The sequence below is a fragment of the Exiguobacterium sp. s89 genome, from assembly GCF_018617735.1.
Classification (GTDB): Bacteria; Bacillota; Bacilli; order Exiguobacteriales; family Exiguobacteriaceae; genus Exiguobacterium; species Exiguobacterium marinum.
Genome location: NZ_JACSKS010000002.1, coordinates 709,030 through 732,872 on the forward strand (window position 1 = coordinate 709,030; position 23,843 = coordinate 732,872).

At 48.0% G+C, this 23,843-nt stretch carries 22 protein-coding genes, 1 riboswitch and 1 other annotated feature; of the genes, 17 read left to right on the forward strand and 5 right to left on the reverse strand.

The window, feature by feature from the left end; all coding sequences use genetic code 11:
* Nucleotides 1–2: 2 nt before the first annotated feature.
* Nucleotides 3–2,270, reverse strand: a complete 2,268-nt coding sequence (locus KNO96_RS09535; RefSeq protein ID WP_285800479.1) for a ribonucleoside-diphosphate reductase subunit alpha — start codon at nucleotides 2,268–2,270, stop codon at nucleotides 3–5.
* A gap of 518 nt (nucleotides 2,271–2,788) precedes the next feature.
* Here KNO96_RS09535 and KNO96_RS09540 point away from each other — a divergent pair.
* The 12 genes from KNO96_RS09540 to KNO96_RS09595 all read left to right on the forward strand — a co-directional run bounded on the left by KNO96_RS09540 (nucleotide 2,789) and on the right by KNO96_RS09595 (nucleotide 12,763).
* Nucleotides 2,789–3,019 carry a DUF1871 family protein gene (locus KNO96_RS09540; protein WP_026825526.1) on the forward strand — a complete coding sequence of 77 codons (231 nt, stop codon included), beginning with the start codon at nucleotides 2,789–2,791 and terminating at the stop codon, nucleotides 3,017–3,019.
* A 12-nt stretch (nucleotides 3,020–3,031) separates the two neighbouring features.
* A complete protein-coding gene (locus KNO96_RS09545) occupies nucleotides 3,032–3,280 on the forward strand; it encodes a NifU N-terminal domain-containing protein (protein ID WP_026825527.1) in 249 nt (82 codons plus the stop codon).
* Complete coding sequence (locus KNO96_RS09550; protein ID WP_026825528.1) at nucleotides 3,277–4,077, forward strand: glycosyltransferase family 2 protein; 801 nt, start codon at nucleotides 3,277–3,279, stop codon at nucleotides 4,075–4,077. The genes KNO96_RS09545 and KNO96_RS09550 overlap by 4 nt, the downstream gene beginning before the upstream one ends.
* Before the next feature lie 2 nt (nucleotides 4,078–4,079).
* Nucleotides 4,080–4,574, forward strand: a complete 495-nt coding sequence (locus tag KNO96_RS09555) for an Lrp/AsnC family transcriptional regulator (RefSeq protein ID WP_012726802.1) — start codon at nucleotides 4,080–4,082, stop codon at nucleotides 4,572–4,574.
* The gene (locus KNO96_RS09560; RefSeq protein ID WP_214703470.1) at nucleotides 4,571–5,758 is read left to right on the forward strand and encodes an aminotransferase; all 1,188 of its coding nucleotides are present in this window, start codon (nucleotides 4,571–4,573) and stop codon (nucleotides 5,756–5,758) included. The genes KNO96_RS09555 and KNO96_RS09560 overlap by 4 nt, the downstream gene beginning before the upstream one ends.
* 58 nt (nucleotides 5,759–5,816) lie before the next feature.
* Entirely contained in the window at nucleotides 5,817–7,061 is a 1,245-nt protein-coding gene (locus KNO96_RS09565) for a lysine N(6)-hydroxylase/L-ornithine N(5)-oxygenase family protein (RefSeq protein WP_214703471.1), read from the forward strand.
* Nucleotides 7,062–7,257: 196 nt separating this feature from the next.
* Complete coding sequence (gene yugI, locus KNO96_RS09570) at nucleotides 7,258–7,650, forward strand: S1 domain-containing post-transcriptional regulator GSP13 (RefSeq protein ID WP_026825531.1); 393 nt, start codon at nucleotides 7,258–7,260, stop codon at nucleotides 7,648–7,650.
* Between the two features lie 102 nt (nucleotides 7,651–7,752).
* Nucleotides 7,753–8,745, forward strand: a complete 993-nt coding sequence (locus KNO96_RS09575) for a Gfo/Idh/MocA family protein (protein WP_214703472.1) — start codon at nucleotides 7,753–7,755, stop codon at nucleotides 8,743–8,745.
* 74 nt (nucleotides 8,746–8,819) lie between these two features.
* Entirely contained in the window at nucleotides 8,820–9,983 is a 1,164-nt protein-coding gene (locus KNO96_RS09580; protein ID WP_214703473.1) for an iron-containing alcohol dehydrogenase, read from the forward strand.
* Nucleotides 9,984–10,089: 106 nt separating this feature from the next.
* The gene (locus tag KNO96_RS09585; protein ID WP_214699278.1) at nucleotides 10,090–11,442 is read left to right on the forward strand and encodes a glucose-6-phosphate isomerase; all 1,353 of its coding nucleotides are present in this window, start codon (nucleotides 10,090–10,092) and stop codon (nucleotides 11,440–11,442) included.
* A gap of 99 nt (nucleotides 11,443–11,541) precedes the next feature.
* Nucleotides 11,542–12,015 carry an RNA deprotection pyrophosphohydrolase gene (ytkD, locus tag KNO96_RS09590; protein ID WP_026825535.1) on the forward strand — a complete coding sequence of 158 codons (474 nt, stop codon included), beginning with the start codon at nucleotides 11,542–11,544 and terminating at the stop codon, nucleotides 12,013–12,015.
* Nucleotides 11,996–12,763 (forward strand): alpha/beta hydrolase family protein, encoded by a 768-nt coding sequence (locus KNO96_RS09595; RefSeq protein WP_214703474.1) that lies wholly within the window; start codon nucleotides 11,996–11,998, stop codon nucleotides 12,761–12,763. The genes ytkD and KNO96_RS09595 overlap by 20 nt, the downstream gene beginning before the upstream one ends.
* Nucleotides 12,764–12,781: 18 nt before the next feature.
* Here the strand turns inward: KNO96_RS09595 and pckA are convergent, their stop codons facing one another.
* Complete coding sequence (pckA, locus tag KNO96_RS09600; protein ID WP_214703475.1) at nucleotides 12,782–14,353, reverse strand: phosphoenolpyruvate carboxykinase (ATP); 1,572 nt, start codon at nucleotides 14,351–14,353, stop codon at nucleotides 12,782–12,784.
* A 322-nt stretch (nucleotides 14,354–14,675) separates the two neighbouring features.
* A riboswitch (SAM riboswitch) is annotated at nucleotides 14,676–14,795 on the forward strand.
* A gap of 133 nt (nucleotides 14,796–14,928) precedes the next feature.
* Between pckA and metK the strand changes: the two genes are divergently transcribed.
* The gene (metK, locus tag KNO96_RS09605) at nucleotides 14,929–16,137 is read left to right on the forward strand and encodes a methionine adenosyltransferase (RefSeq protein ID WP_026825538.1); all 1,209 of its coding nucleotides are present in this window, start codon (nucleotides 14,929–14,931) and stop codon (nucleotides 16,135–16,137) included.
* A 39-nt stretch (nucleotides 16,138–16,176) separates the two neighbouring features.
* Here the strand turns inward: metK and KNO96_RS09610 are convergent, their stop codons facing one another.
* Nucleotides 16,177–16,698, reverse strand: a complete 522-nt coding sequence (locus tag KNO96_RS09610) for a hypothetical protein (RefSeq protein WP_214703476.1) — start codon at nucleotides 16,696–16,698, stop codon at nucleotides 16,177–16,179.
* A gap of 164 nt (nucleotides 16,699–16,862) precedes the next feature.
* Between KNO96_RS09610 and KNO96_RS09615 the strand changes: the two genes are divergently transcribed.
* Together KNO96_RS09615 and KNO96_RS09620 are read left to right on the forward strand one after the other, a co-directional pair.
* Complete coding sequence (locus tag KNO96_RS09615; protein WP_214703477.1) at nucleotides 16,863–17,333, forward strand: GNAT family N-acetyltransferase; 471 nt, start codon at nucleotides 16,863–16,865, stop codon at nucleotides 17,331–17,333.
* An 88-nt stretch (nucleotides 17,334–17,421) separates the two neighbouring features.
* The gene (locus KNO96_RS09620) at nucleotides 17,422–18,135 is read left to right on the forward strand and encodes an alpha/beta hydrolase (protein WP_026825541.1); all 714 of its coding nucleotides are present in this window, start codon (nucleotides 17,422–17,424) and stop codon (nucleotides 18,133–18,135) included.
* A 30-nt stretch (nucleotides 18,136–18,165) separates the two neighbouring features.
* Here KNO96_RS09620 and mnmM read toward each other — a convergent pair whose 3' ends face one another.
* Nucleotides 18,166–18,741, reverse strand: coding sequence for a tRNA 5-(aminomethyl)-2-thiouridylate-methyltransferase MnmM (gene mnmM / locus KNO96_RS09625; RefSeq protein ID WP_026825542.1), 576 nt, complete (start codon nucleotides 18,739–18,741; stop codon nucleotides 18,166–18,168).
* Entirely contained in the window at nucleotides 18,695–19,669 is a 975-nt protein-coding gene (gene mnmL / locus KNO96_RS09630; RefSeq protein ID WP_214703478.1) for a tRNA modification radical SAM protein MnmL/YtqA, read from the reverse strand. Before mnmL ends, mnmM begins: the two co-directional genes overlap by 47 nt.
* Before the next feature lie 176 nt (nucleotides 19,670–19,845).
* Between mnmL and KNO96_RS09635 the strand changes: the two genes are divergently transcribed.
* Nucleotides 19,846–21,036: an MDR family MFS transporter gene (locus KNO96_RS09635; RefSeq protein WP_235181828.1), complete on the forward strand. Its 1,191-nt coding sequence runs from the start codon at nucleotides 19,846–19,848 to the stop codon at nucleotides 21,034–21,036.
* 39 nt (nucleotides 21,037–21,075) lie between these two features.
* Nucleotides 21,076–21,291, forward strand: a binding site (T-box leader).
* Nucleotides 21,292–21,331: 40 nt separating this feature from the next.
* Entirely contained in the window at nucleotides 21,332–23,737 is a 2,406-nt protein-coding gene (gene leuS, locus KNO96_RS09640; protein ID WP_214703480.1) for a leucine--tRNA ligase, read from the forward strand.
* The last annotated feature ends 106 nt before the right edge of the window (nucleotides 23,738–23,843 follow it).

Below are 23,843 nucleotides of genomic sequence, written 5' to 3' on the forward strand. Positions count from 1 at the left end.
AGTTATGAGGCACAAGACTCACATTCATCCACTTCAATGGTTGTTGAGCGCGTATAGTAAATCGATTTCATGCCGAGAGACCAGGCTTCGAGATGCATCGCGAGAAGTTCTGTCGCCTTTACATCGTTCTTGACGTACAAGTTAAAGCTGATGGCTTGGTCGATGTGGCGTTGACGCGATGCGTTCTGACGAATGCTCCATAATTGATCGACTTCGAACGCTGATTTATAGAACCAGTTCGTCTCCGGCGTCAAATCCGGTACCGTGACGGGGATCTTATAATTTTTCTTTTCTTCCGAGTAGACTTTCTTATAAACCGGGTCAATCGATGCAGTACTACCGGCGATGATTGCAGTAGAGGAGTTCGGTGCGATGGCCATCATATAGGCATTACGGACACCGTTTTGATGAACCGCTTCTGCAAGCCCGTCCCAATCGAGGTCATCGTGTGAACGATAGTTCCGACGCTTGAAGTACTCACCCGTGTGCCACTCTGAACCTTCAAAGACACCGAACGCACCTTTTTCCTTGGCAAGTTCCATCGATGCCTGAATCGTGAGATACGCAATTTTTTCATACAGTTTTTCTGCATATTGTACGGCATCGACCGACTCCCAACGGATTCCTTCGAGTGCGAGTAAGTGATGCCAACCGAATGTACCAAGACCGACCGCACGGTATTTTTGGTTCGTGATCATCGCCTGTGGAACTTCGATCGTATTCAAGTCGATCACGTTATCGAGCATACGCATTTGAATTGGGATGAGACGTTCGAGTACGTCTGCTTTCACAGCCCGGGCGAGCGCGATTGAACTCAAGTTACAGACGACGAAATCACCAGGAGTCTTCGTGATGACGATTTTTCCGTCTTGCGTGTACTCCTCTTCAATCGTCGTAGCCGACATGTTTTGCGCGATTTCGGAACAGAGGTTTGAACTATAAATCATCCCTGCATGTTTGTTTGGGTTCGCGCGGTTCACGGCGTCGCGGAAGAACATGTACGGTGTGCCTGTCTCTAGCTGTGAACGCATATAACGTTTCACAAGGTCGATGGCAGGAACCGTCACGCGAGACAATTCTGGCGTATTGACACATTCCATATATTTCTCTGTGAAGCTCCCACCGTTCTCAGTTTCGTCGAAGTAGTCCTCGAGGCTGTAGCCCATTACCGTACGAATTTCATGTGGGTCGAACAAGTGCCAATCCCCACGTTCTTCGACGGTACGCATGAAGAGATCTGGTAAGCAGACACCAGTAAACAAGTCATGTGTCCGAAGGCGTTCGTCTCCGTTATTCAATTTCGCATCGAGGAATTCGAAGATATCCTTATGCCAAATATCTAAATAGACGGCGATTGAGCCTTGGCGCATGCCGAGCTGGTCGACGGAGACAGCCGTGTTATTCAATTGTTTCATCCACGGAAGGGCACCGCTTGAGACGCCTTTGAATCCTTTAATGTCACTTCCACGTGAACGGATTTTCCCGAGATACACGCCGATGCCGCCGCCCCCTTTCGAGAGTGTCGCCACGTCTGTATTTGAATCGTAAATCCCCCGAAGTGAGTCGTCGACCGTATCGATGAAGCAAGAGCTGAGCTGTCCGTATGATTTGCCGGCATTTGACAAGGTCGGTGTCGCTACCGTCATGTAAAGGTTTGAAAGAGCCCAGTACGCTTCTTCGACGAGTTTCAAACGAGTCGTCTCATCTTCCTTTTGCATAAGGGTCATCGCGATAACCATGAAGCGTTCCTGTGGAAGTTCATAAAGATTCTTCACGTGGTCGCGTCCGAGGTAGCGGTCCGACAACGTCCGGAGTCCGATATATGTGAAGAGACGGTCACGGGATGGATCGATTAACGATTCAAGATGATCCATATCTTCTTTAGAGTACGTATTTAAAAGTGCTGGAGTAAAGATGCGTTTTGACGTCAACGTCTCGACTAAGTGATAGAAGTTGCCATAGCGCATTGAAGCCTCGTAGCCTCGGTTGCGTGCCGCTTCGAGATAGAGACGGTTCAAATACATCTCTGTCGCAACGAACGTCCAGTCAGGTTCTTCGGCTTTCAACATGTCGAGCGCATGCATCGTCAATAAGTCATACACTACATCTTGTGTCAGCGTCTTCGTTTCGAGCGCCCGAATCGCCCGTTCTTCATAGCGCTCCACACTTAATTGAGGATACCGCGTCTGGATAGATTGAATAAGAGAGGCGACGTCAGCGAGCGTTGGGGCCGCCGGTAGCATCGTCTCGTGATGGATAGGGGATGTCAAAATCGATCACTCCTTTAATAAATGTAGACGTTATGAAAGTATAATAAGAACTTCCTAACCTGCCACAATATTGTGTTAACGACCAAAATACCTGTTAACTATATATTGACACTTTTATCTCTTTTTAATCATAAAACATCTATATTTAGTTTTGCAATGCTTGACATTCTTGGATGTATCGACCGATCTTTTGCTTTTGCTCAAAAAGGGCTTCATGAGCCGATTTGAGACAGAGAACTGAGATGAAAAAAATTTATGTAATATGATTGCTTGTTTTTTCACAAAAAACGAATCCGATTTCATCATCATCGCTACATTGAACATTACGTCACTTTCGGACAGAATAGATAGTGTTTGACGTTTTGTTTAAACAATTATCCCTATTCGTTCCATACTAGATATAGTGTTGTGTCAAAGTGAGACAGAGGAATCCATTTGTCAAGGCTGGTATCCTAATGAAAAGTAAGGTAGATTGATGAGGTAGGACATTGATTTCAACGAAAAGAAGGGTTTAACAAGTGCGTACAGAAGACTTATTATTGACATGGGACCCACTCGGTTATGGGACAGGTTCATACGGACCAGAGTTCGATGAGGTGATGATGGCATTGATTGACGTCAATTCTCCTGAACAGTTAACCGAAATCATTCGGCGCACACTTCTTGACGCGTTCGATGAGTGTCCACCAGAATCAGAAATCATCGAGATGGCACAGCGACTCTTCGCATCGTCATCTTGCCAATTATAAGGAGGAATAAATATGTTACGAATTGATCCAACACCTAACCCGAATGCAATGAAAGTGACACTTCCAGAAAACGTGTTCGGTGCGAAAAGTCAGAGTGTGAAAGCAGGCGAAGCGACAGATCAACCGCTCCTCGCAAAACTTGTCGAGATTGAAGGCGTAGAAAGTGTGTTTGCATATGGTGACTTTGTGACCGTTTCGAAAGAGAACGGTGTGAGTTGGGAAGCAATCCTCCCACAAGTCGAGACGGCATATCGCGGATGAATCCGACTGTTACGATTGTCATTCCGGCTTATAAACGCGAGACGGAACTGACAGAACTGCTTGAAAGTTTAACGGTCCAAACGTTTCAACAGTTCGAAGTCTTGATTATGAATAATGAGGGGCCGCCAAAACAACATCTTTTGGCGCCTTTTTTGAATCAATTGGATGTACGTGTCATAGAAGTCGGCGAAAATCATCACGTCCGTGCCCGAAATCGTGGTGTTCTTGAAGCGAAAGGCGATGTCATCCTGTTGTTAGACGATGATGACCTCCTCATGCCGACTCATCTCGAGGACAGCTTACGGGATCTTCAACAGGCTGACCTTGTCTATACGGATGCCGAATTGTTTCGGTTTGAATGGAAGCATGGACGTCGTGTCGTGACCGAATGGGAACCTTTTGCATACGAGTTCGATCAAGAGCGGATACGTCAAGATTCAACATTTATCCCGTCTGGTACAATGTATCGAAAGTCGATTCATGACACGATTGGTCTGTTCGACGAAGACGTCTATAACTACTGGGATTGGGATTTCTTATTAAGGGTCGTGGAACAATTTAGTGTGTCGCATCCTGCCCGCGCGACAGTACTTTACGCATTCAACGGGACCGATAACTTGTCGGCAAAACAAGACGAAACGAGACGTCGTTACTTTGAGCGCTTCTGTCAAAAACATGGACTGACAGACATGGAAATGAAGAACTTCCATATTGTTCAGGAAGAACGACGTTCATATGTGAGACAGACAGAGAGAACGTTTACCGGCGTGCTACCTGGTCGGACAGAAGGAGATTAAGTATGTATTCATCAAAAGAACTAGAATTGTTAGAGTTGTTAGAAGAGAAAGGCTATCTCGAAACGAAGATGTTAGCTGATTTGTTGGCACTCGATGAAGAGACGATTGAATCGATGCTTGAGAAGTTCAAACAAGACGGAATCTTACTTGGTTTTCGGGCAATGGTCAACTGGCAAAAAATAAATCGGCATGATGTCACGGCATTCATCGATGTCAAAGTCACCCCAAAACGGGGACGAGGGTTTGATGATGTGGCCGAGCGCATTTATCGCTTCCCGGAAGTGACGGCGCTTTATTTGATGTCAGGCGCATACGACCTCCAAGTCGTCATTCGTGCGAACTCACTGCAAGACGTCGCTTCATTCGTTTCGGATAAGTTGTCACCGCTAGATTCAGTATTGTCGACGACGACTCACTTCAAATTGAAGACGTACAAGCATGACGGCATTTTGTTCACCCCACAAACTGAAGACAAGCGGTTAAACATCACACCATGAAGTCTTTATCAAATCAAGTCGTCTCGATGAAGCCATCGGGCATTCGCCGTTTCTTCGATTTGGCACAGACGATGGAAAATGTTGTCTCTCTCGGGGTGGGAGAGCCGGATTTCATCACGCCATGGAACGTGCGAGAAGCGAGCTATGCTGCTCTTGAAGAAGGATATACAGCATATAGTGCCAACGCAGGACTCATCGAATTGCGAGAAGAGATTGCTAATTATATGAAGAAGCGATTTTCAGTTGAATACGATCCGACTTCGGAAGTCATCGTTACTACAGGGGCTTCACAAGCACTCGATATTGCATTTCGTTCCCTCCTCAATCCGGGAGATGAGGTTATCGTGGTCGAACCGGCATTCGTATCGTACGGTCCCCTCATCGAGATGGCGGGCGGAAAAGTGGTCCCTGTAGCATGTCGTCCGGAAAATGGTTTTCGTCTCGATCGAGATGACGTTGAACGTGTCATCACCGAACGAACGAAAGCGATTTTACTTTGCTTCCCATCCAATCCGACAGGTGCCACGATGAATGGTGAGGAACTCGCACAAATTGCTGAACTCGCGACCAAGCATGACCTATGGGTCGTCAGTGACGAGATTTATGCAGAACTTTGTTACGATGAACCGTTCGTCAGCTTTGCGACGCTCCACGACATGAGAGACCGAACGATTGTCGTGAACGGCTTCTCGAAAGCGTTCGCGATGACAGGATGGCGCCTCGGCTTCACTTGCGCACCAGAAGTCGTGACGCGGGAGATGTTGAAAGTCCATCAATATGGCATGATGTGTGCGCCGACGCTCGTTCAATTTGGTGGTCTTGAAGCACTGCGCTCTCGCCATCAACATGTGCCGAACATGGTGAAGAGCTATCGTCAACGCCGGAACTACTTTATTCAGGCGCTGAACAAGGCAGGTTTGCCGACGCATGTACCAGGTGGTGCTTTCTATGCGTTTCCTTCGATTCGGCATACCGGATTGACGAGTGAAGAATTTGCGGAACGACTCTTGATTGAAGAGCGGGTCGCCGTTGTTCCTGGTAATGCCTTCGGAGAGAGTGGAGAAGGGTTCGTTCGAGCAAGTTATGCGACATCGCTCGAACAATTGCAAGAAGCGATTCGTCGAATCGAACGTTTCATGAAGCAATTCGAAATGAAGACTATCGAACAAGACTCTCAACGATGAGGGTCTTGTTCTGTTCTACAAGAATCGAATGTGTAAAAACAAGAGGTGAGGTGAAAATATGGAACGTTACGATTACATAGCAGTTGGGTGTGGTCCGTATAATCTTGGTCTCATGGCTCTTGCAGAAAAGACAGCACTACAAGGAATCTGTTTTGAGCAGCGGACGGAAATGATGTGGCATGAGGGTATGTTGATTGAAGGGATGACGATGCAGACACATTATTTACAAGATCTCGTCACGTTAGCGGACCCGACCCATCCGTCGAGTTTTCTGAACTATTTGAGTGATACAGGTCGTCTCCAAACATTTATCACGCAAGAACAAGGTAAGATTCCTCGAACGGAGTACAATCGTTACTTGCGCTGGGTTGTAAATCAACTGTCGACGATTCGCTTCGACCATTATGTATCTGACGTTCAAGCGGAAGAAGATGGGTTCGTCGTGACAGTCGAATCAGATGGTCAATCAATACAAGTTCATACAAGACATCTCGTCCTAGGAACGGGTGCAGCACCATTCGTGCCAGATGGATTTGAACAAGTCATTCATACGAGCGATTATTTGACCTATCGGGACGTCCTCAGAGACCGATATCGTGTCGCGGTCGTTGGGAGTGGGCAGAGTGCGGCGGAAGTCTTCCTAGACTTGTTGCGTGACGCGACGGACGAGCAACGGGTCGACTGGATCACACGCTCCGATCACTTTGAGTCACTAGAGGCAGGAAAGCTAGGAGACGAAATCTTTAGTGTGGATTATGTCGATTATTTTCATGGGCTGCCGTATGACGCTCGTCAAGAACTACTCGGGTCATTCGAACGTTTCCGTCATGGCGTCAACCCTGAGACGATGACCTCGATTTATGAGACCTTGTATCACCGAACGGCAGAAGGGGAAGAGAAGCTAGCTGACATGATGACACAGGTCGAAGTGGAATCGATCTCTTATGATTGGTTAACACATCGTTTGAAAGGGACGCGACGATATACGGGAGAAGTGATTGAAAAAGAGTACGATCTCGTTGTCGTGGCGACAGGGTATCGACCGGTCATGCCGAGCTGGATTGAGCGATTCCCGATTGTGTGGGAATCAGAGGGAGAATGGGCTGTCCGGGAAACGTATGAGGTGGTCATGAGCGAGTCGTTAAAGGGAAAATTGTTCACGCATACGAATATAGAACATTCGCATGGTCCGGCCGCGACGAATCTCGGGATGGCCGTCTATCGAAATGCAATGATGTTGAACGAAATGGCAGGGGAAACCGTCTATCCAATCCGTCATCAGAAGCCTTTTACGACGTTTTGAACAAAAAAAGGGCTAGGCGAGTCGCCTAGCGGAATCAGGGGGGAATACTTGAAGTCTTGCTTGATTTGTATTTACCCCGACCTTCGACTTTAAAACATTTCAACGAGGTGAAATAATCTTTTTTACTAATTTCTACACTTTATCGAAAAAAGTATGTTATAGTAAGTTGATGAATTTAGCATAGGAGTTGTTTGTAATGGCAAAATACGAAAAAGATCAAGTTTTAAAAGGTAAAGTAACAGGAATTCAACCATTCGGTGCTTTCGTAGCACTTGACGACGAGACTCAAGGTCTTGTCCACATTTCAGAAATCTCACACGACTACGTAAAAGACGTAAACGATTACGTTCAAGTTGGTCAAGAAGTTGAAGTGAAAATCCTTGAAGTGGATGAAGCTTCTAAAAAAATCAAGCTTTCAATGAAAGCGACTCAAGAAGCTCCAAAACGTGAGAAGTCTGCGAAGACAGCTCGTCGTGCGCCACGTCGCAACGAAGCATCTTCTAACTTCAAGCAAGAAGAAGCTCCAGGATTCACAGTCCTCAAAGATAAACTTGAAGACTGGATCAAAAACACGAACTTCAAGAAGTAAGTATTTAAAGGTGACCCGTTCTATACGGGTCACCTTTTTTTGTGTTTTACAGGAATCGGTGGACCGTATGACGAAACTGTAAACCGAATAGGAGGAGATCATATGAAGATTGGCATCATCGGAACGGGCGGGATTGCCACAAGCGCCCACATTCCGAATTATGTCAAAGCAGGGGTTGATGTGGTAGCCGTCATGAATCGAACACGAGCCAACGGGGACCGTGTCGCGCGGCAATTTGGCATCCCGAACGTCTATGAGACGGTCGAAGAGATGCTTTCGTGCGAACAGCTCGATGCCGTCAGCATTTGTACACCGAACGCCTTGCATAAAGACCAAGTGATTCTAGCTCTTGAAGCAGGGTGTCACGTCCTTTGTGAGAAGCCGCCAGGGATATCGGAGAACGACGCAGTTGAGATGTTAGAAGCGGCAAAGCGAGCCGGTAAAACGCTTCATTATGGATTTCACTACCGAAACCGTGCCGACACCATTCTATTAAAACGGATGATCGATGCGGGAGAGCTCGGAGACATCTATGCGGTGACGGCGCTCGCGCTTCGACGACGCGGGATTCCAGGTTGGGGTGTGTTTACAAACAAGGAACTACAAGGCGGGGGCGCACTGCTCGATGTCGGTGTCCATATGTTGGACCTCGCACTCTATTTGATGGATTATCCCGAGAAGAGCGAGGTCGTCGGCCACGTCGGGCAATATTTAGGGAATCGACCGGGTGTCGGCTTGTTAGGAGAATGGGACGCAAGCTCGCTCTCAGTCGAAGATACGGCGAGGGCGATGGTCACGTTCGAAACAGGGGCATCCTTGCTGCTTGACGTCAGCTACATGGCCAATATCGAAGAGAAGGATACGATGCGTGTGGAATGTCGCGGAACGAAAGCTGGGGCCAGCTTATTTCCACTCACCCTTCATACAGAAAAATATGGAGCGCTCTTTGACGAGCAACCTGCTTATTTGACTGAACACGACCCGTATGAGCGGCAAATCCGACTCTTCCTTGAAGCCTGTCGACAGGAGCCGAATTATCGTCAAGCGGAGGAAGCGGTCATCCTGCATCGGATCATCGACCGCATCTATCAGTAAGCACGATACTTTTCATTCCGTAAAAACAGGGTATATAGTGTAGGTGTTACATATTTCTATGAGGAGGATGACTTATGCACAACTTTGAATACAAAAACCCGACAAAACTAATTTTTGGGACACATCAGGTCGAAAAATTAGCTGGAGAACTCGAATCGCTCGACGCGAAGAAAGTGATGCTCGTCTATGGTGGCGGAAGCATCAAAAAGAACGGGACGTACGATGAAGTCGTGGCCGAACTTGAAAAAGCCGGTATCTCATACGTAGACTTCTCAGGTGTTGAACCGAACCCTCGTATCGAAACGGTACGTCGTGCTGTGAAATTTGCCCGTGAAGAGAACGTAGATGCCTTACTCGCAGTCGGCGGAGGTTCCGTCATCGACTGTACGAAACTGATCTCAGCGGCAATCCCTTATAAAGGGGACGCGTGGGACATTGTCCTCCGTGAGCATATCCCGACAGAGGCGGTGCCATTCGGGACGGTCCTCACACTCGCAGCGACAGGGTCAGAGATGAACTCTGGGTCGGTCATCACGAACTGGGAGACACAAGAGAAGTTCGGTTGGGGCCATCCGCTCGTATTCCCGACGTTCTCCATCCTTGATCCACGTTACACGGTGTCGGTTCCGAAAGACCAGACGATTTACGGCATCGTCGACATGATGAGCCATTGCTTCGAACAATATTTCCACCCGAACCATGCACCGGTACAGGAACGCATGACAGAAGGTGTTTTGAAAGCGGTCGTGGAGTCGGCTCCGAAACTCGTGAACGATTTAGAGAACGTCGACCTTCGTGCCATCATCTTGTTCTCGGGTACGATGGCATTGAACGGTGTGCTTCAAATGGGTGCTGCGGGAGACTGGGCGTCTCATAACATCGAACATGCGGTATCGGCTGTTCACGACATCCCGCACGCAGGCGGTCTCGCGATCCTCTTCCCACGTTGGATGGAACACGTATTGGATGAAGACAATGCCGCTCGTTTCGCACGACTCGGTACCGAAGTATTCGATGTCGAGCCGGGTGAAAGTGACTTGGAGACAGGGAAACGGACAATCCAAGCTGTTCGTGCATTCTTCGACCAACTCGGTGCGCCAAACTCGCTCCGTGACTACGAAATTGATGAGTCGACATTCGATGCGATTCTCGATTCGGCAATGAAGCGTGGTGCATTCGGTCGCTTCCGTACACTTGAACGGGAAGATGTCTCGAAAATCTTAGAACTTAGTAAATAAGGCGAATTCTTGCCTATTTCGCAATAATGATTGAACGAATCCGACGTTTCCGTTTATGATGGGTCATGTATGGCTCTTTTACGAGCGATTTAAAGGAGGAAATGACATGTCAACTGTACGTTTCGATTATTCAAACGCGCTCTCATTCGTAGGGAAGCACGAAATCGACCAAATGCAAGAAACGGTAAAAACGCTTCACTCGGTGATTCACGAGCGAAGCGGAGCCGGAAGTGATTTTCTTGGGTGGGTCGATCTTCCGACCGAATACGATCAAGATGAGTTCGCACGAATCAAAGCTGCGGCGGAACGAATTCGCGAGAATTCAGACGTTCTCGTCGTCGTCGGAATCGGAGGATCTTACCTCGGTGCCCGTGCAGCGATCGAAATGCTTCAACATTCGTTCTTCAACGTATTATCAAAAGAAGAGCGCAAGGCTCCACAAGTATTCTATGCGGGCCACAATATCTCATCGACGTATATGAGAGAATTGCTTCAAGTGCTCGAAGGAAAAGACGTCTCGGTTAACGTCATCTCGAAATCAGGGACGACGACAGAACCTGCGATTGCTTTCCGTGTTCTTAAACAGTTCATGGAAGAAAAGTACGGACAAGACGGGGCGCGTGAGCGCATCTACGCAACGACAGATCGGGCTCGCGGTGCACTCAAGACTCTCGCGGACGCGGAAGGATACGAATCGTTCGTTATTCCGGATGATGTCGGTGGACGCTTCTCTGTCCTCACACCAGTCGGTCTTCTTCCGATTGCCGCTGCCGGAATCGATATCGATGCCTTGATGGAAGGGGCACGTGACGCACAGAACGCTTACAGCTCTCCTGAATTGGCAGAGAATGAAGCATATCAATATGCGGTTGTACGAAACGCCCTTTACGCAAAAGGCAAATCGATTGAGATGCTCGTCAACTACGAACCGGCTCTTCACTACGTGTCAGAGTGGTGGAAGCAGCTTTACGGTGAATCAGAGGGGAAAGACAATAAAGGTATTTTCCCTGCGGCTGTCGATTTCTCGACGGATCTTCACTCGATGGGGCAATACATCCAAGAAGGTCGTCGCGACTTGTTCGAGACAGTCATCCGTGTGAAAGAAGTTCGTCATTCGATGAACGTTCCAGAAGACGCACAGGACTTGGATGGCTTGAACTTCCTTGCCGGTGAAACGATTCAATTTGTGAATGACAAGGCGACAGAAGGAACACTTCTCGCACACACAGACGGCGATGTACCGAACTTAGTCGTCGAATTGCCGGAGATGACCCCGTATCACCTTGGTTACTTGTTCTATTTCTTTGAGAAAGCATGCGCGATGAGCGGTTACATCCTCGGAGTGAACCCGTTCAACCAGCCAGGCGTCGAAGCGTACAAAGCAAACATGTTCGCTTTGCTCGGTAAACCGGGATATGAAGAACAAAAAGCAGAACTCGAAAAACGCTTGAATCAATAAGAAAACGAATCGGTCCGCAAGTCGGGCCGATTTTTTTGTTTGAAACTGGGTGAAGACAAGGTAAAGTGAGAGTAGACAGGGGAAAGAAAGGGATGGACTATGAAGACATTCAAGGATTACTATCATAATCAAGTTGAGCTAAGCTTCACCCATTATCCATTCTCAGACACACCGCTCCACGTCTGGGTCGTCGCCCGTTACGAGGATAAGTGGGTATTGACGAAGCATAAACAAAGAGGACTCGAGTTTCCGGGCGGGAAAGTCGAGCCGGGCGAGCATGAGGACGCCGCCGCAATCCGAGAAGTTTACGAAGAGACCGGTGGGATCGTGCAGACACTACGCTACTTGGGACAGTATCGGGTGCTCGGTCGAGGTGATACGGTCGTCAAAAATATTTACTTTGCTGAGATTGAGCGATTTGAGGATCATCCTGCCGTCGATGAGACGGATGGGGCCGTCTTGATTGATGCATTGCCGGGTAATTTGTTACGCAATCAACGTTATAGTTTTATGATGAAAGACCGAGTCTTACCGGAGACGATGAGGGTTCTACATGAACAACAGTTGGTTTGACCGAGTTGATGTGTTACCACCGTACGCAGGTTATCGGGTGACAAAAGGGTGGTACACGACAAATGATGGAGAAGAGGTCGTAGCGTATTCAATCGAACCAAAACGACCGAATGGGCACGTGTTGATGTACTTACGTGGAGGGACGGCACGAATCGGGGACGTCCGTTTACCGCGGCTCATGCAATTCGCATCACGCGGCTTTCATGTCGTCGCTCCCGTCTATCGTGGCAACCATGGTGGGACTGGAAAAGAGGATTTTGGTGGGGATGATTTGGAAGATGTGCTCTCGCTATACGATCGCGTTCAAACGAGCGGACGACCGGTTCACGTGCTCGGCTTTTCGCGAGGGGGCATGATGGCACTATCGCTCGCATCCGAACGACCGGTCACCACGGTCACATCCTGGGCAGGCGTGACGAACCTAGAATGGACATATGAGGAACAGCGTTCGATGCGGAAGATGTTACGTCGCATGACAGGTGGGGACCCCGAATCAGCAGAATCTGCCTATGTTGATCGTTCCCCCCTCTATAAAGAATGGATTGCCCCGACGCTCATCATCCATGGTACCGACGATGAGCAGGTTCGCTTGCGTCATGCGACAGCTGTCGCTGAGAAGTTAGGGGAGCAGGCTGAATTTTGGGTGGTCCCATTCGGACACCAGCTCCCATTTTGGGATAAATGGGAGACGACAGAGCAGGCGATGGACTGGATGATACAGCAAGAAAAAACACCGACTCATGATTGAGTCGGTGTTTTGATGTAGTTAGATGACGAGCGGACCGGCTGCGATGATTGATTCACTTGCTTTCGTGAAACGCTTGAAGTTCTCTTTAAATTTCATGGCAAGTGCTTTTGCCTCCATGTCGTAACGAGCTGAATCGTTCCATGTATCTCGTGGATTGAGAACAGTACTCGGTACACCTTCGATGGCTACTGGAATCTCGACATTGAAAATGTCATGTTTCATCGTTTCGACATCACGAAGCTGTCCATTGATTGCGGCGTTGACCATCGCGCGCGTATAAGCGAGTTTCATACGTGAACCTTCACCGTATGCACCACCTGTCCAACCTGTGTTGACGAGATAGACATCGACATCATGTTTTTCAATCAATTGACCGAGCATATCCGCGTAACGCTCAGGAGCGAGCGGGAGGAACGGTGAACCGAAGCAAGTCGAAAACGTCGCTTGTGGTTCTGTGACACCGCGCTCCGTGCCGGCAAGTTTTGACGTATAGCCAGACAAGAAGTGATACATCGCTTGCTCTTTCGTCAATTTGCTGATCGGTGGCAAGACGCCGTACGCATCTGCCGTCAAGAAAACAATTGTATTCGGATGACCTGCGCGTGATGGGAGCATCGCATTGTCGATGAACTCAATCGGATATGCCGCACGCGTGTTTTCCGTTGAAGAAATGTTTTTGTAGTCTGGTGTTCGATCATCGTTTAGCACAACGTTTTCAATCAATGAACCGAATCGAATCGCATCATAAATTTGTGGTTCGTTCTCACGTGATAAATTGATTGTCTTTGCGTAGCAACCGCCTTCAATGTTAAAGATGCCGTCTGGTGACCATCCGTGTTCATCGTCACCGATCAAGTGACGCTCAAGGTCAGCCGAAAGTGTCGTCTTCCCAGTTCCCGACAACCCGAAAAAGAGAGCCGTTTCGTTCGCATCATTGACATTTGCCGAACAGTGCATCGATAACACGTTTTGTTCAGGCAACAAGAAGTTCATGACGGAGAAGATTGATTTTTTAATTTCACCACCGTATTCTGTTCCCCCGATCAGAATTGTACGTTTGGCGAATGAAACGAGAATGAATGTCTCTGAGTTTGTGCCATCGACCGCAGGGTCTGCTTTATAACTCGGTGCATAAATGACCGTAAACGGGTCGAACGCACCTTTCGTCGGCCATTCACGTAAGAAGAGTTGTTTAGCGAATAGACTGTGCCACGCATACTCTGTGATGGCACGAACGGGTAAAGTGTAGTGTTCATCCGCGCCAGCCGCAGCTTCAAGATAGTAGAGCTTATCTTTCTTCTCTAAGTGATTGAGTACTTTTTCAAGAAGTGCTGAAAACTTCTCTTCAGCGATTGGTTGGTTGACCTTCCCCCAATCGACAAGGTTGTTGCTGACTTCATCTTGTACGACGAATTTGTCTTTCGGTGACCGTCCGGTAAAAGCACCGGTGCTGACAGATAATGCCCCGTCTTTTGTCAGTACACCTTCACCATTTTGAATGGCTTCTTCTACCAGCTCTGGAACCGTCAAGTTCCGTAACATGTCGGTACCATTAATTAATTCTTCGATTTTCAGGAGCGTTGTCGCCATCCTGAATCCCACCTTTCCCCTAAATAGATGTGGATGAAATCCGCATACTTCCGCAATCAAGATTAATTAGTATGACATTTTTAATTATATGTGACACACTAATTAAAAACAAGCATTTCTTCTCTATTAAGTAAGCGCTTTCTTACAAGGATAGTTTAACACATTCTCTTATCACAAGGTGTTAAAAAAAAGAAACGAAATAAAAAAATGGTTGACGATTCACAAACAGAAATGTTTAGCAAGTCTGTGAAAAAAATACGAATTCGTTCAATTCCCTTGACATAATCGGATGTCATTTATATGATGGTTTTCGTAACGGATACTCTTATTCTGAGCGGTGGAGGGAACAAGGCCCTACGAAGCCCAGCAACCGTCCGACATGAAGTCTTGTGCGGAAAAGGTGCTATCCTGAAGCGAAGCCATTAGCTTCGAACGATAAGAGGGTAAGGAAGAACGATTCAACCTTTCCCCATGTATGTCATCGGGGGGAGGTTTTTTTCATTACCGTCCCAAAGCAACGCGTAAGGGGAACGAGTACCGTCCACATATCACCCTTATTATAGGAGGTTTTTTGAATGTCAAATTTGAACCGTCGACTTTTTACTTCAGAGTCGGTTACTGAAGGACATCCAGACAAAATTTGTGATCAGATTTCTGACTCGATTTTGGATGCCATTTTAGCGGAAGACCCGAATGCCCGTGTTGCGGCAGAAACGTCTGTCACAACAGGTCTTGTACTCGTAGCTGGTGAAATCACAACGTCAACTTACGTGGATATCCCGAAAGTTGTCCGTGAAACGATCCGTGAAATCGGATACACACGTGCGAAATATGGTTTCGATGCTGAAACATGTGCAGTCTTGACATCGATTGACGAACAATCGGTCGATATCGCGCAAGGTGTAGACCAAGCCCTTGAAGCTCGTGAAGGTCAAATGACTGAAGAGGAGCTTGATGCAATCGGGGCAGGAGACCAAGGTCTCATGTTCGGATACGCAACAAACGAGACACCTGAACTCATGCCCCTCCCAATCTCGTTGGCACACAAGTTGTCACGTCGTCTTGCGGAAGTACGTAAGAACGGTACGCTTGAGTACCTCCGTCCGGATGGGAAAACACAAGTAACGGTTGAGTACGATGAGAATAACAACCCTGTTCGTATCGATACAATCGTTATCTCGACGCAGCATGCAGAAGAGATTACACTCGAGCAAATTCAAGAAGACTTGAAAAAATATGTCATCGAAGCAGTCATTCCGGCTGAACTTATCGATGCTGAAACGAAATACTTCATCAACCCGACTGGTCGCTTCGTAATCGGTGGACCACAAGGGGATGCAGGTTTGACAGGACGTAAAATCATCGTCGATACGTACGGTGGATACGCTCGTCACGGCGGTGGTGCATTCTCTGGTAAAGATCCGACAAAAGTTGACCGTTCAGCGGCATACGCAGCCCGCTATGTAGCGAAAAACATCGTTGCAGCAGGACTTGCGGATAAAGCGGAAGTACAACTCGCGTATGCGATCGGGGTTGCACACCCTGTATCAATCGCTGTCGATACATTCGGCACTGGAAAATTGAGCGAAACAGAACTCGTTGAACTCGTTCGTGAGAACTTTGACCTCCGTCCGGCAGGTATTATCAAAATGCTCGACCTTCGTCGCCCGATCTACAAACAGACAGCAGCTTACGGTCACTTCGGTCGTACAGATGTGGAACTCCCTTGGGAGCAAACAGATAAAGCAGCAGTTCTTGAAGAAGGCGCGAAGCGTTTCGCGTAATCAAAAACGACCTTTCCGCGGAAAGGTCGTTTTTTTGGTTCATGTAGTTGATGGTGTCTGTTTATTTTCGTCTGACTCAGAATCGTTGGAAGTTGTTTCTTGTCCGAGAGCTGTATCTTTCGCTTCGACGACCTTCTCACCGATATCTTGTAAATCAGACTTGGCTTCTTGTGCTGTATCAACGATTTTATTGACGTCTTCTTTAACTGTATCTACTTCTCCGACGACTTTTTCATATACGTTCTGAACGTCTGTAGATACTTCCTGAATTTTGCCGGAAGCCGTCTTCACTTGTTCAATAACCTGTGAGGCTTTACCAGCAGGGTCTTGTTTCATTTCATTGACAATGCCGCCGACCGAAGATTTTGCGCTCGAGAGGGATTGTTTCGTATGATCTCGATTCGAGGAGCTAAGTAATGCGAGAAGACCACCGACAAGTGCACCGAGTAACATGCCGGTCACGACGTTGATTTTCGGACTTCCCGCGTTCATTTGGTCAAATTGACGATTTGGGTTCTCTGTTTGTTCGACTTTCGGGTCATGCTCTAATTTTGGTTCCATGTTGTTCCACTCCTTCATTTGATTGGCATTGCTAGTTTTATACCCAAGTCGAATGCTAAGATAACGTTTTCTAATGAATCGTCATGAAAAAGAAATGTAGTGCAGGATAAAAACACTATGATAGGGAATGATACAAATAGATTGGCCTAAAGGGGGAAGCGATCATGAATATGCGAGAAGCAGTTCCAGAAGATGCGGCGTTAATTCGAACGATTGCACTTGCAACGATTTCAAAGAATGATTCCAATCGGACAAGAGCGATGGAGCGCGCCTATCGACAAGAAGAGATTGTACGAGCAATCAGTTCAAGTGAAGAAGCACGAGAACAATATTTTATCGTTGGCGAGTACGAAGGCCATGTCATCGGATTTTGTCATGCCATCGATCGAGGTGACATGTGGGAGATGCTTCGTCTCTATCTTCATCCCGATCACCATCGGAACGGGTACGGTGCAGATTTTTTAAGGCACCTTCAATCGAAAAAAACACAACCGATGGAAGTGTACGTTGAAAATTCGAATGATCAGGCGATTGCTTTCCTCTTGCATCAATCATTTAAAGAAGTGAATCGAATTCAAGAAGAGGTCTTCGACCAACCGATGGAACTCATTCATCTAAGATATGTCCCGAGCTAAGACTCCAGACGGATTTTGTTTAAACATCAGTTGCGGCTGATGTTTTTTTGATACAATGAATATAGTCTATAAATGAGGTGACGGCAGCATGACATATGAAGAAACACAAAAAGGGGTCATCGTCATCGTTTATCCGCTACAGTTCACATCTCGGATCAGCGAGAATTTTATTCGACGACTTCAAGACGAGTACGAAGTAATTGTCGTCCGCGACCAATCGATGGGCTTGACGGCAGAAGATCATAAACAATTGATCAAACGGGCGTTACGTGAGGCCGGCGAGTATAAATTACCGATTCATGTCGTGGCGTTCAGCCTCGGGGCGCTCTTTACAAACCGGCTTCTTCAGGAGTATGATGTGCCGCTCGGGAGCCTGACTTATATCTCTCCATTGTTTGATTGGCATGCGACTCGTCAAATCGGTGGATTGAAACAAGTCGTCGCGAGTGCAGTCGATCGTTTTCGCCCAGACTTACCACTCGGAATGATGACATTCACCGGCGGCGGCGACGAATCGTCCCGATTTGGTGAAATCACATATGCCCAATATCGGGAAATCGAAGAAGAAATCGTAGAGCATCAAGAAGAAAAGAAACATTTGCCACGTCTCCCGCTCGCTTGTTTCTACGCACCTGATGATCAATTTGCAGACGTGAAGTTGACGTTGAACGTCTGCCGAAAGATTGGTGGAGATCAAGTGTATATCCGTCGATTAGAAGGATTCCCGCATTTTGGGTATGAGCGGTTGAACACCAAATTTGCAGAAACGCTCATGACGTTTTATGAATTGATTCAAGAATAAAAGAAGGCGACTCACAGGAGCCGCCTTCTTTTATTTTGAACGTTTTTCAATCGCCACGATGAATGGAGGGTGGTTGATCTGGTTGATGAAGCCGTAACGCAGTACACCCGCCTGCTTTTGGTCAAGCGACTCCACATAGCGAAGCACATCATCCCGTTCGACCTTCCCGCTCTCATGGCCGTGGTAGATGACGATGACGATGACACCACCGATAGCCATGACCTCTAATAATTGAGACAATGCGGCAATGGTCGTATTCCCTTGTGTCGTGACGGATTTGTCACTTCCTGGTAAATAACCCAAATTGAAGACGGCTGCGGTGATTGGTCGTGTCTCATTCGCGACGACCGTATGAACCGTATCGTGACTATCATGAATGACGGTCACCCGTTCATCGACACCTGCTTCCTGTATACGTGCACGGGTTGAAGCAACCGCTTCTGTTTGGATGTCAAATGCGTATACGTGTCCCGTTTCGCCTACGGCGTTCGCCAAGAACAACGTGTCGTGCCCGTTCCCGGCAGTCATATCGATAGCGACATGTCCTACTTCGAGGTGGTCATGTAGTAATTGTTTTGCAAATGGTAGTACTCTCATTAATCCCATCAATCTCATCCTTCTTTTTTCCTTGGAAGGAATCACGTCGCTCCAATTCCTCACGAATCTTGTTTAGCACCTGCATCTTGTGACGGCTCCATAATGGACCAATCAATAAGTCAGGCGGGCCGTCTCCCGTCAATCGATGGACGATCACCTCGGGTGGTATCCGTTCGAGTTGATCACAAACGAGGGAGATGTATGTGTCTTCCTCCATCAAGTCGAGCAAGCCTTTCTCGTATTGACGGGCAAGTGGTGTATGTTTCAAGACGTGGAGCAAATGGATTTTGATTCCTTGTATGTCCATTTTAGCAACTTCTCGGGCTGTGTCGAGCATCATCTCTGGTGTTTCACCGGGTAGGCCATTGATGATGTGCACGCATACGCGAATGTTGTGACGACGCAGTTTTTCAAGACCGTTCAAAAATGTTTGATAATCGTGTCCGCGATTGATTTTTTTTGCGGTCGTATCATGTACGGTCTGTAAACCGAGTTCCACCCATAAAGAAGTCCGCTCATTCAGTTCGGCTAAATAGTCGACAACGTCATCAGGCAAGCAATCTGGGCGTGTCGCAATCGAGAGACCGACGATACCTTCTTGCTGAAGCGCTGGTTCGAATAATTCGCGTAATCTTTCGACTGGCGCATAGGTATTACTGTACGCCTGAAAATAGGCGATGTAGTCGGCGTTCTTCCATTTTCGATGAAGTCGCGTTTTTACTTCTTCGAATTGAACGGGAATCGGGTCACAGGCATTACCCGCAAAATCGCCACTTCCATCATCTGAACAGAATGTACATCCGCCTTTGGAGACGCGGCCATCACGGTTCGGACATGTGAAGCCACCATCGAGCGGCACTTTAAACACCTTGTTCCCGTATTCCCGACGATATGCCTCATTCAATGTATGATAGCGGTTTTGACCAAATGGATTCATGGTTATCTCTCCTTCCTTGCTCATCCTATCACAAATGAAAAATGACAAAACTTCATAATGAGTAATTTTTCTTGACACTTCTTTGGCATTCGTTTAGGTTTGATAAGGAAATCTTGTCGATTCGGCCTTTTGTGCCGATTTTTTTAATGTGAAGAGGGATGAAAGGAGGACTTGGTGTGAACAATAAAATGCCAATCTCGGTATGGATTCTAGTCATTGCGATGGCGCTCAATACAACGGCGGCGTCTTTTTTATGGCCATTTAACACCCTGTATATTCATGATTTTTTAGGTGAGTCGATGACGCTTGCCGGAGTGGCGCTTCTCGTGAACTCCGCACTCGCAATCGTCGGTAACTACATTGGAGGGACGCTATTCGACCGAATCGGAGGAAAGGCGACGCTCGTCATCTCCGTCGGCTTGTTGCTTGCGAGTTCGCTTGGATTTTTACTGTTCCACGCCACGTTCTTCGGTTATTTGGTGTGGCTCGGTTTAATCGGGTTCTCTGGGGGACTCGTCTTTCCGACCGTTTATGCGTTTGCTGGACTCATTTGGCCAGAAGGGGGACGTCGTTCCTTCAACGCGATTTATGTCGCGCAAAATGTTGGGGTCGCCCTCGGTACAGCGATGAGCGGTCAAATCGCGCGATTGAACATCGAGTGGATTTTTTACGCAAACTTCTTCTTGTCGGTCCTATTTGTTGTGGTTCTTTTGTTTGGACTTCGCTATTTGAAGAACCCGACACGTCCTGTCGTGCAATCCCAGCTAGAAGCAGCGGCCACGACGCTCTCGAGCGCGACGATGAAGTCGATGTGGTATGTCGCTATCGGTTATGCGGTGCTTTGGTTCGTCTACGTTCAGTGGCAAGGAACGATCGCGGTTCACTCGAAAGACCTCGGTGTCACAATCAGCCAATACTCACTCCTTTGGACAGTGAATGGGGCAATGATTGTTTTTGCACAACCATTACTCAATCGGGTGTTGCGACAGTTTGAGGATGATTTGAAACGTCAATTGATCATCGGGGCATCGATTTTCCTCGGTGCTTTCTTGATCGTGCCGTTCGCTGGTGGCTTCGGTATGTTCATGGTAGGGATGGTCGTCATGACAATCGGCGAAATGTTCGTTTGGCCAGCGGTTCCAACGATTGCGGCGAAACTTGCCCCGCCTGGGAAGGCAGGTCAATATCAAGGGCTCGTCAATATTGCGGCTTCCGTCGGTCGGATGATTGGCCCAACGTTATCTGGGTTTATCTACGATGTGTTCGGGATTACGGCAGTCTTTGGTATGCTGCTCCTACTCGCCACGTTTGCCCTCAGTCTATTCGTATTCATGAAAGACATTCGCGTTACTGAAAAATCAAGTTGACGTTGAATTTCAGAATGGGCTAAAATAGACTACGATGAATAGCAAGCGATGAAGAGGATTAGTAACGAACATTCCGTTTCAAAGAGAGTCGATGTGTGGTGTGAATCGATAAGCGGATGTTGTGAACTCGCCTTGGAGCTGTTTTCCTGAAACGAGTAAGGAAAACCGGGGTTACGCCTCGTTACCGGCGTCTCAAGTGGCAGTAATGCAACATGGGTGGTACCGCGGAGAGCTTTTAAGCCTTTCGTCCCATTTTCGGGGACGGAAGGCTTTTTATTTATGCAGAGGAGGAAGAATGTTGAGCTATTTTAAACATCAAGAAATCGAGCCGAAATGGCAAAAACGCTGGGAAGAAAAAGAAGCGTTCAAAACGACAGAAGACCCGGAGAAGGATTGTTTTTACGTCCTTGATATGTTCCCCTACCCATCAGGTGCCGGCCTTCACGTCGGTCACCCGGAAGGTTATACGGCAACGGATATCATTGCCCGGATGAAACGGATGCAAGGATATAACGTCCTTCACCCAATCGGATGGGATGCATTCGGTCTTCCTGCCGAGCAATACGCACTCGATACGGGGAACGACCCACGCGAGTTCACAGCGCGTAACATCGAGACGTTCCGTCGTCAATTGAAGGATCTTGGATTCTCATATGATTGGGACCGTGAAATCAGCACGACGGATCCGAAGTACTATAAATGGACGCAGTGGATTTTTACTCAACTTTTCGAACGTGGACTCGCCTACGTCGATGAAGTCGCGGTCAACTGGTGCCCAGCGCTCGGTACGGTCCTTGCGAACGAGGAAGTCATCGATGGCTTGTCAGAGCGGGGGAACCACCCGGTCTATCGCGTGCCGATGAAGCAATGGGTGCTTCGCATCACCGAATACGCGGAGCGTTTACTTGAAGATTTGGAAGGTCTTGACTGGCCGGAGAGCGTGAAAGAGATGCAACGCAACTGGATCGGCAAATCGGTCGGTGCCGAGGTCGACTTCAAGGTCGATGGTCACGATAAGATCGTCACCGTCTTCACGACACGTCCAGATACGCTTCACGGAGCGACTTACGTGACACTCGCACCAGAGCATCCGTTCACGAAAGTGATCACGACGCCTGAACAATCGACAGCAGTCGAAGCATACATTGAAGAAGTCTCGAAGAAAACAGACCTTGAACGTACGGATCTCGCCAAAGAGAAGACGGGTGTCTTCACGGGCGCATATGCGATCAACCCGGTGAACGGCGAGAAACTTCCGATTTGGACAGCGGACTATGTCCTCTCGACATACGGGACAGGTGCGGTCATGGCCGTCCCTGGGCACGATGAACGCGATTATGAGTTTGCGAAAACGTTCGACCTTCCAATCCGTGAAGTCGTCAAAGGTGGGAACGTGGAAGAAGCGGCTTACGTCGAAGATGGAGAGCACGTCAACTCAGGTAGCTTGAACGGACTTAATAAAGCTGATGCCATCAAGACGATCATTGAAGAACTTGAAGCTAGTGGCACAGGTCGTGCGAAGACGACATACCGTCTTCGTGACTGGTTGTTCAGCCGTCAACGTTACTGGGGCGAGCCGATTCCGGTTGTTCATATGGAAGACGGTACGATGAAGACGGTACCGGTCGAAGAGCTTCCGCTCGAACTTCCGATCATCGATGAAATCAAACCATCGGGTACGGGCGAATCACCACTTGCGAACGCAGAAGAGTGGTTGACGTACACAGACCCTGTCACTGGGGAGAAGGGTCGTCGTGAGACAAATACGATGCCACAATGGGCCGGCAGCTGCTGGTACTACATCCGTTACATCGATCCGGATAACGAGGAGATGATTGCGGACCCTGAGAAACTCAAACGTTGGCTTCCGGTCGACTTATACATCGGTGGTACGGAGCATGCCGTCCTTCACTTGCTCTATGCGCGTTTCTGGCACAAAGTCCTCTTCGATATCGGCGTTGTCCCGACGAACGAACCGTTCCAAAAACTCTACAACCAAGGGATGATCCTCGGTGAGAACAACGAGAAGATGTCGAAATCTCGTGGGAATGTCGTCAACCCGGATGATATCGTGAAGTCACACGGTGCGGATACGCTCCGTCTTTATGAAATGTTCATGGGACCACTTGATGCAGCGATCGCATGGTCGACGAATGGGCTTGACGGGGCACGTCGCTTCCTCGACCGCGTATGGCGTTTGTTCGATCAAACAAACTTCGCGGACGTGGCACCGACTGCCGACTTTGAACGCACGTATCATCAGACCGTGAAAAAAGTGACGGAAGACTACGAGGCACTTCGCTTCAACACGGCCATCTCGCAATTGATGGTCTTCGTCAATGAAGCGAACAAACAAGAGACGTTGCCGAAGTCACAAATGGTCGACTTCATTAAAATGCTCTCACCGGTCGCACCTCACTTGTCTGAAGAGTTGTGGGAGAAGATGGGCATGACTGAAGCATTGACGTATGCGGCATGGCCGACTTACGATGAGTCAAAACTTGTGAGTGACACGATTGAAGTCGTCATTCAAGTGAATGGGAAACTTCGTGCGAAAATGCACGTTTCGCGTGACGCGTCGAAAGAAGCACTCGAAGCGGAAGCACTCGGTAACGAGCGTGTCCAAGAGTTCACAGAAGGCAAGACGGTTCGTAAAGTCATTGTCGTTCCAGGGAAACTCGTCAATATTGTAGTCGGGTAACATGAAGAATGTGTGACATTGTCGCACATTCTTTTCTTTTTAGTGGGGTCATTTTCTTTTACTGGCGGTTTTGATACACTAAAGGGCGATACTGAAGTAGAAGGGG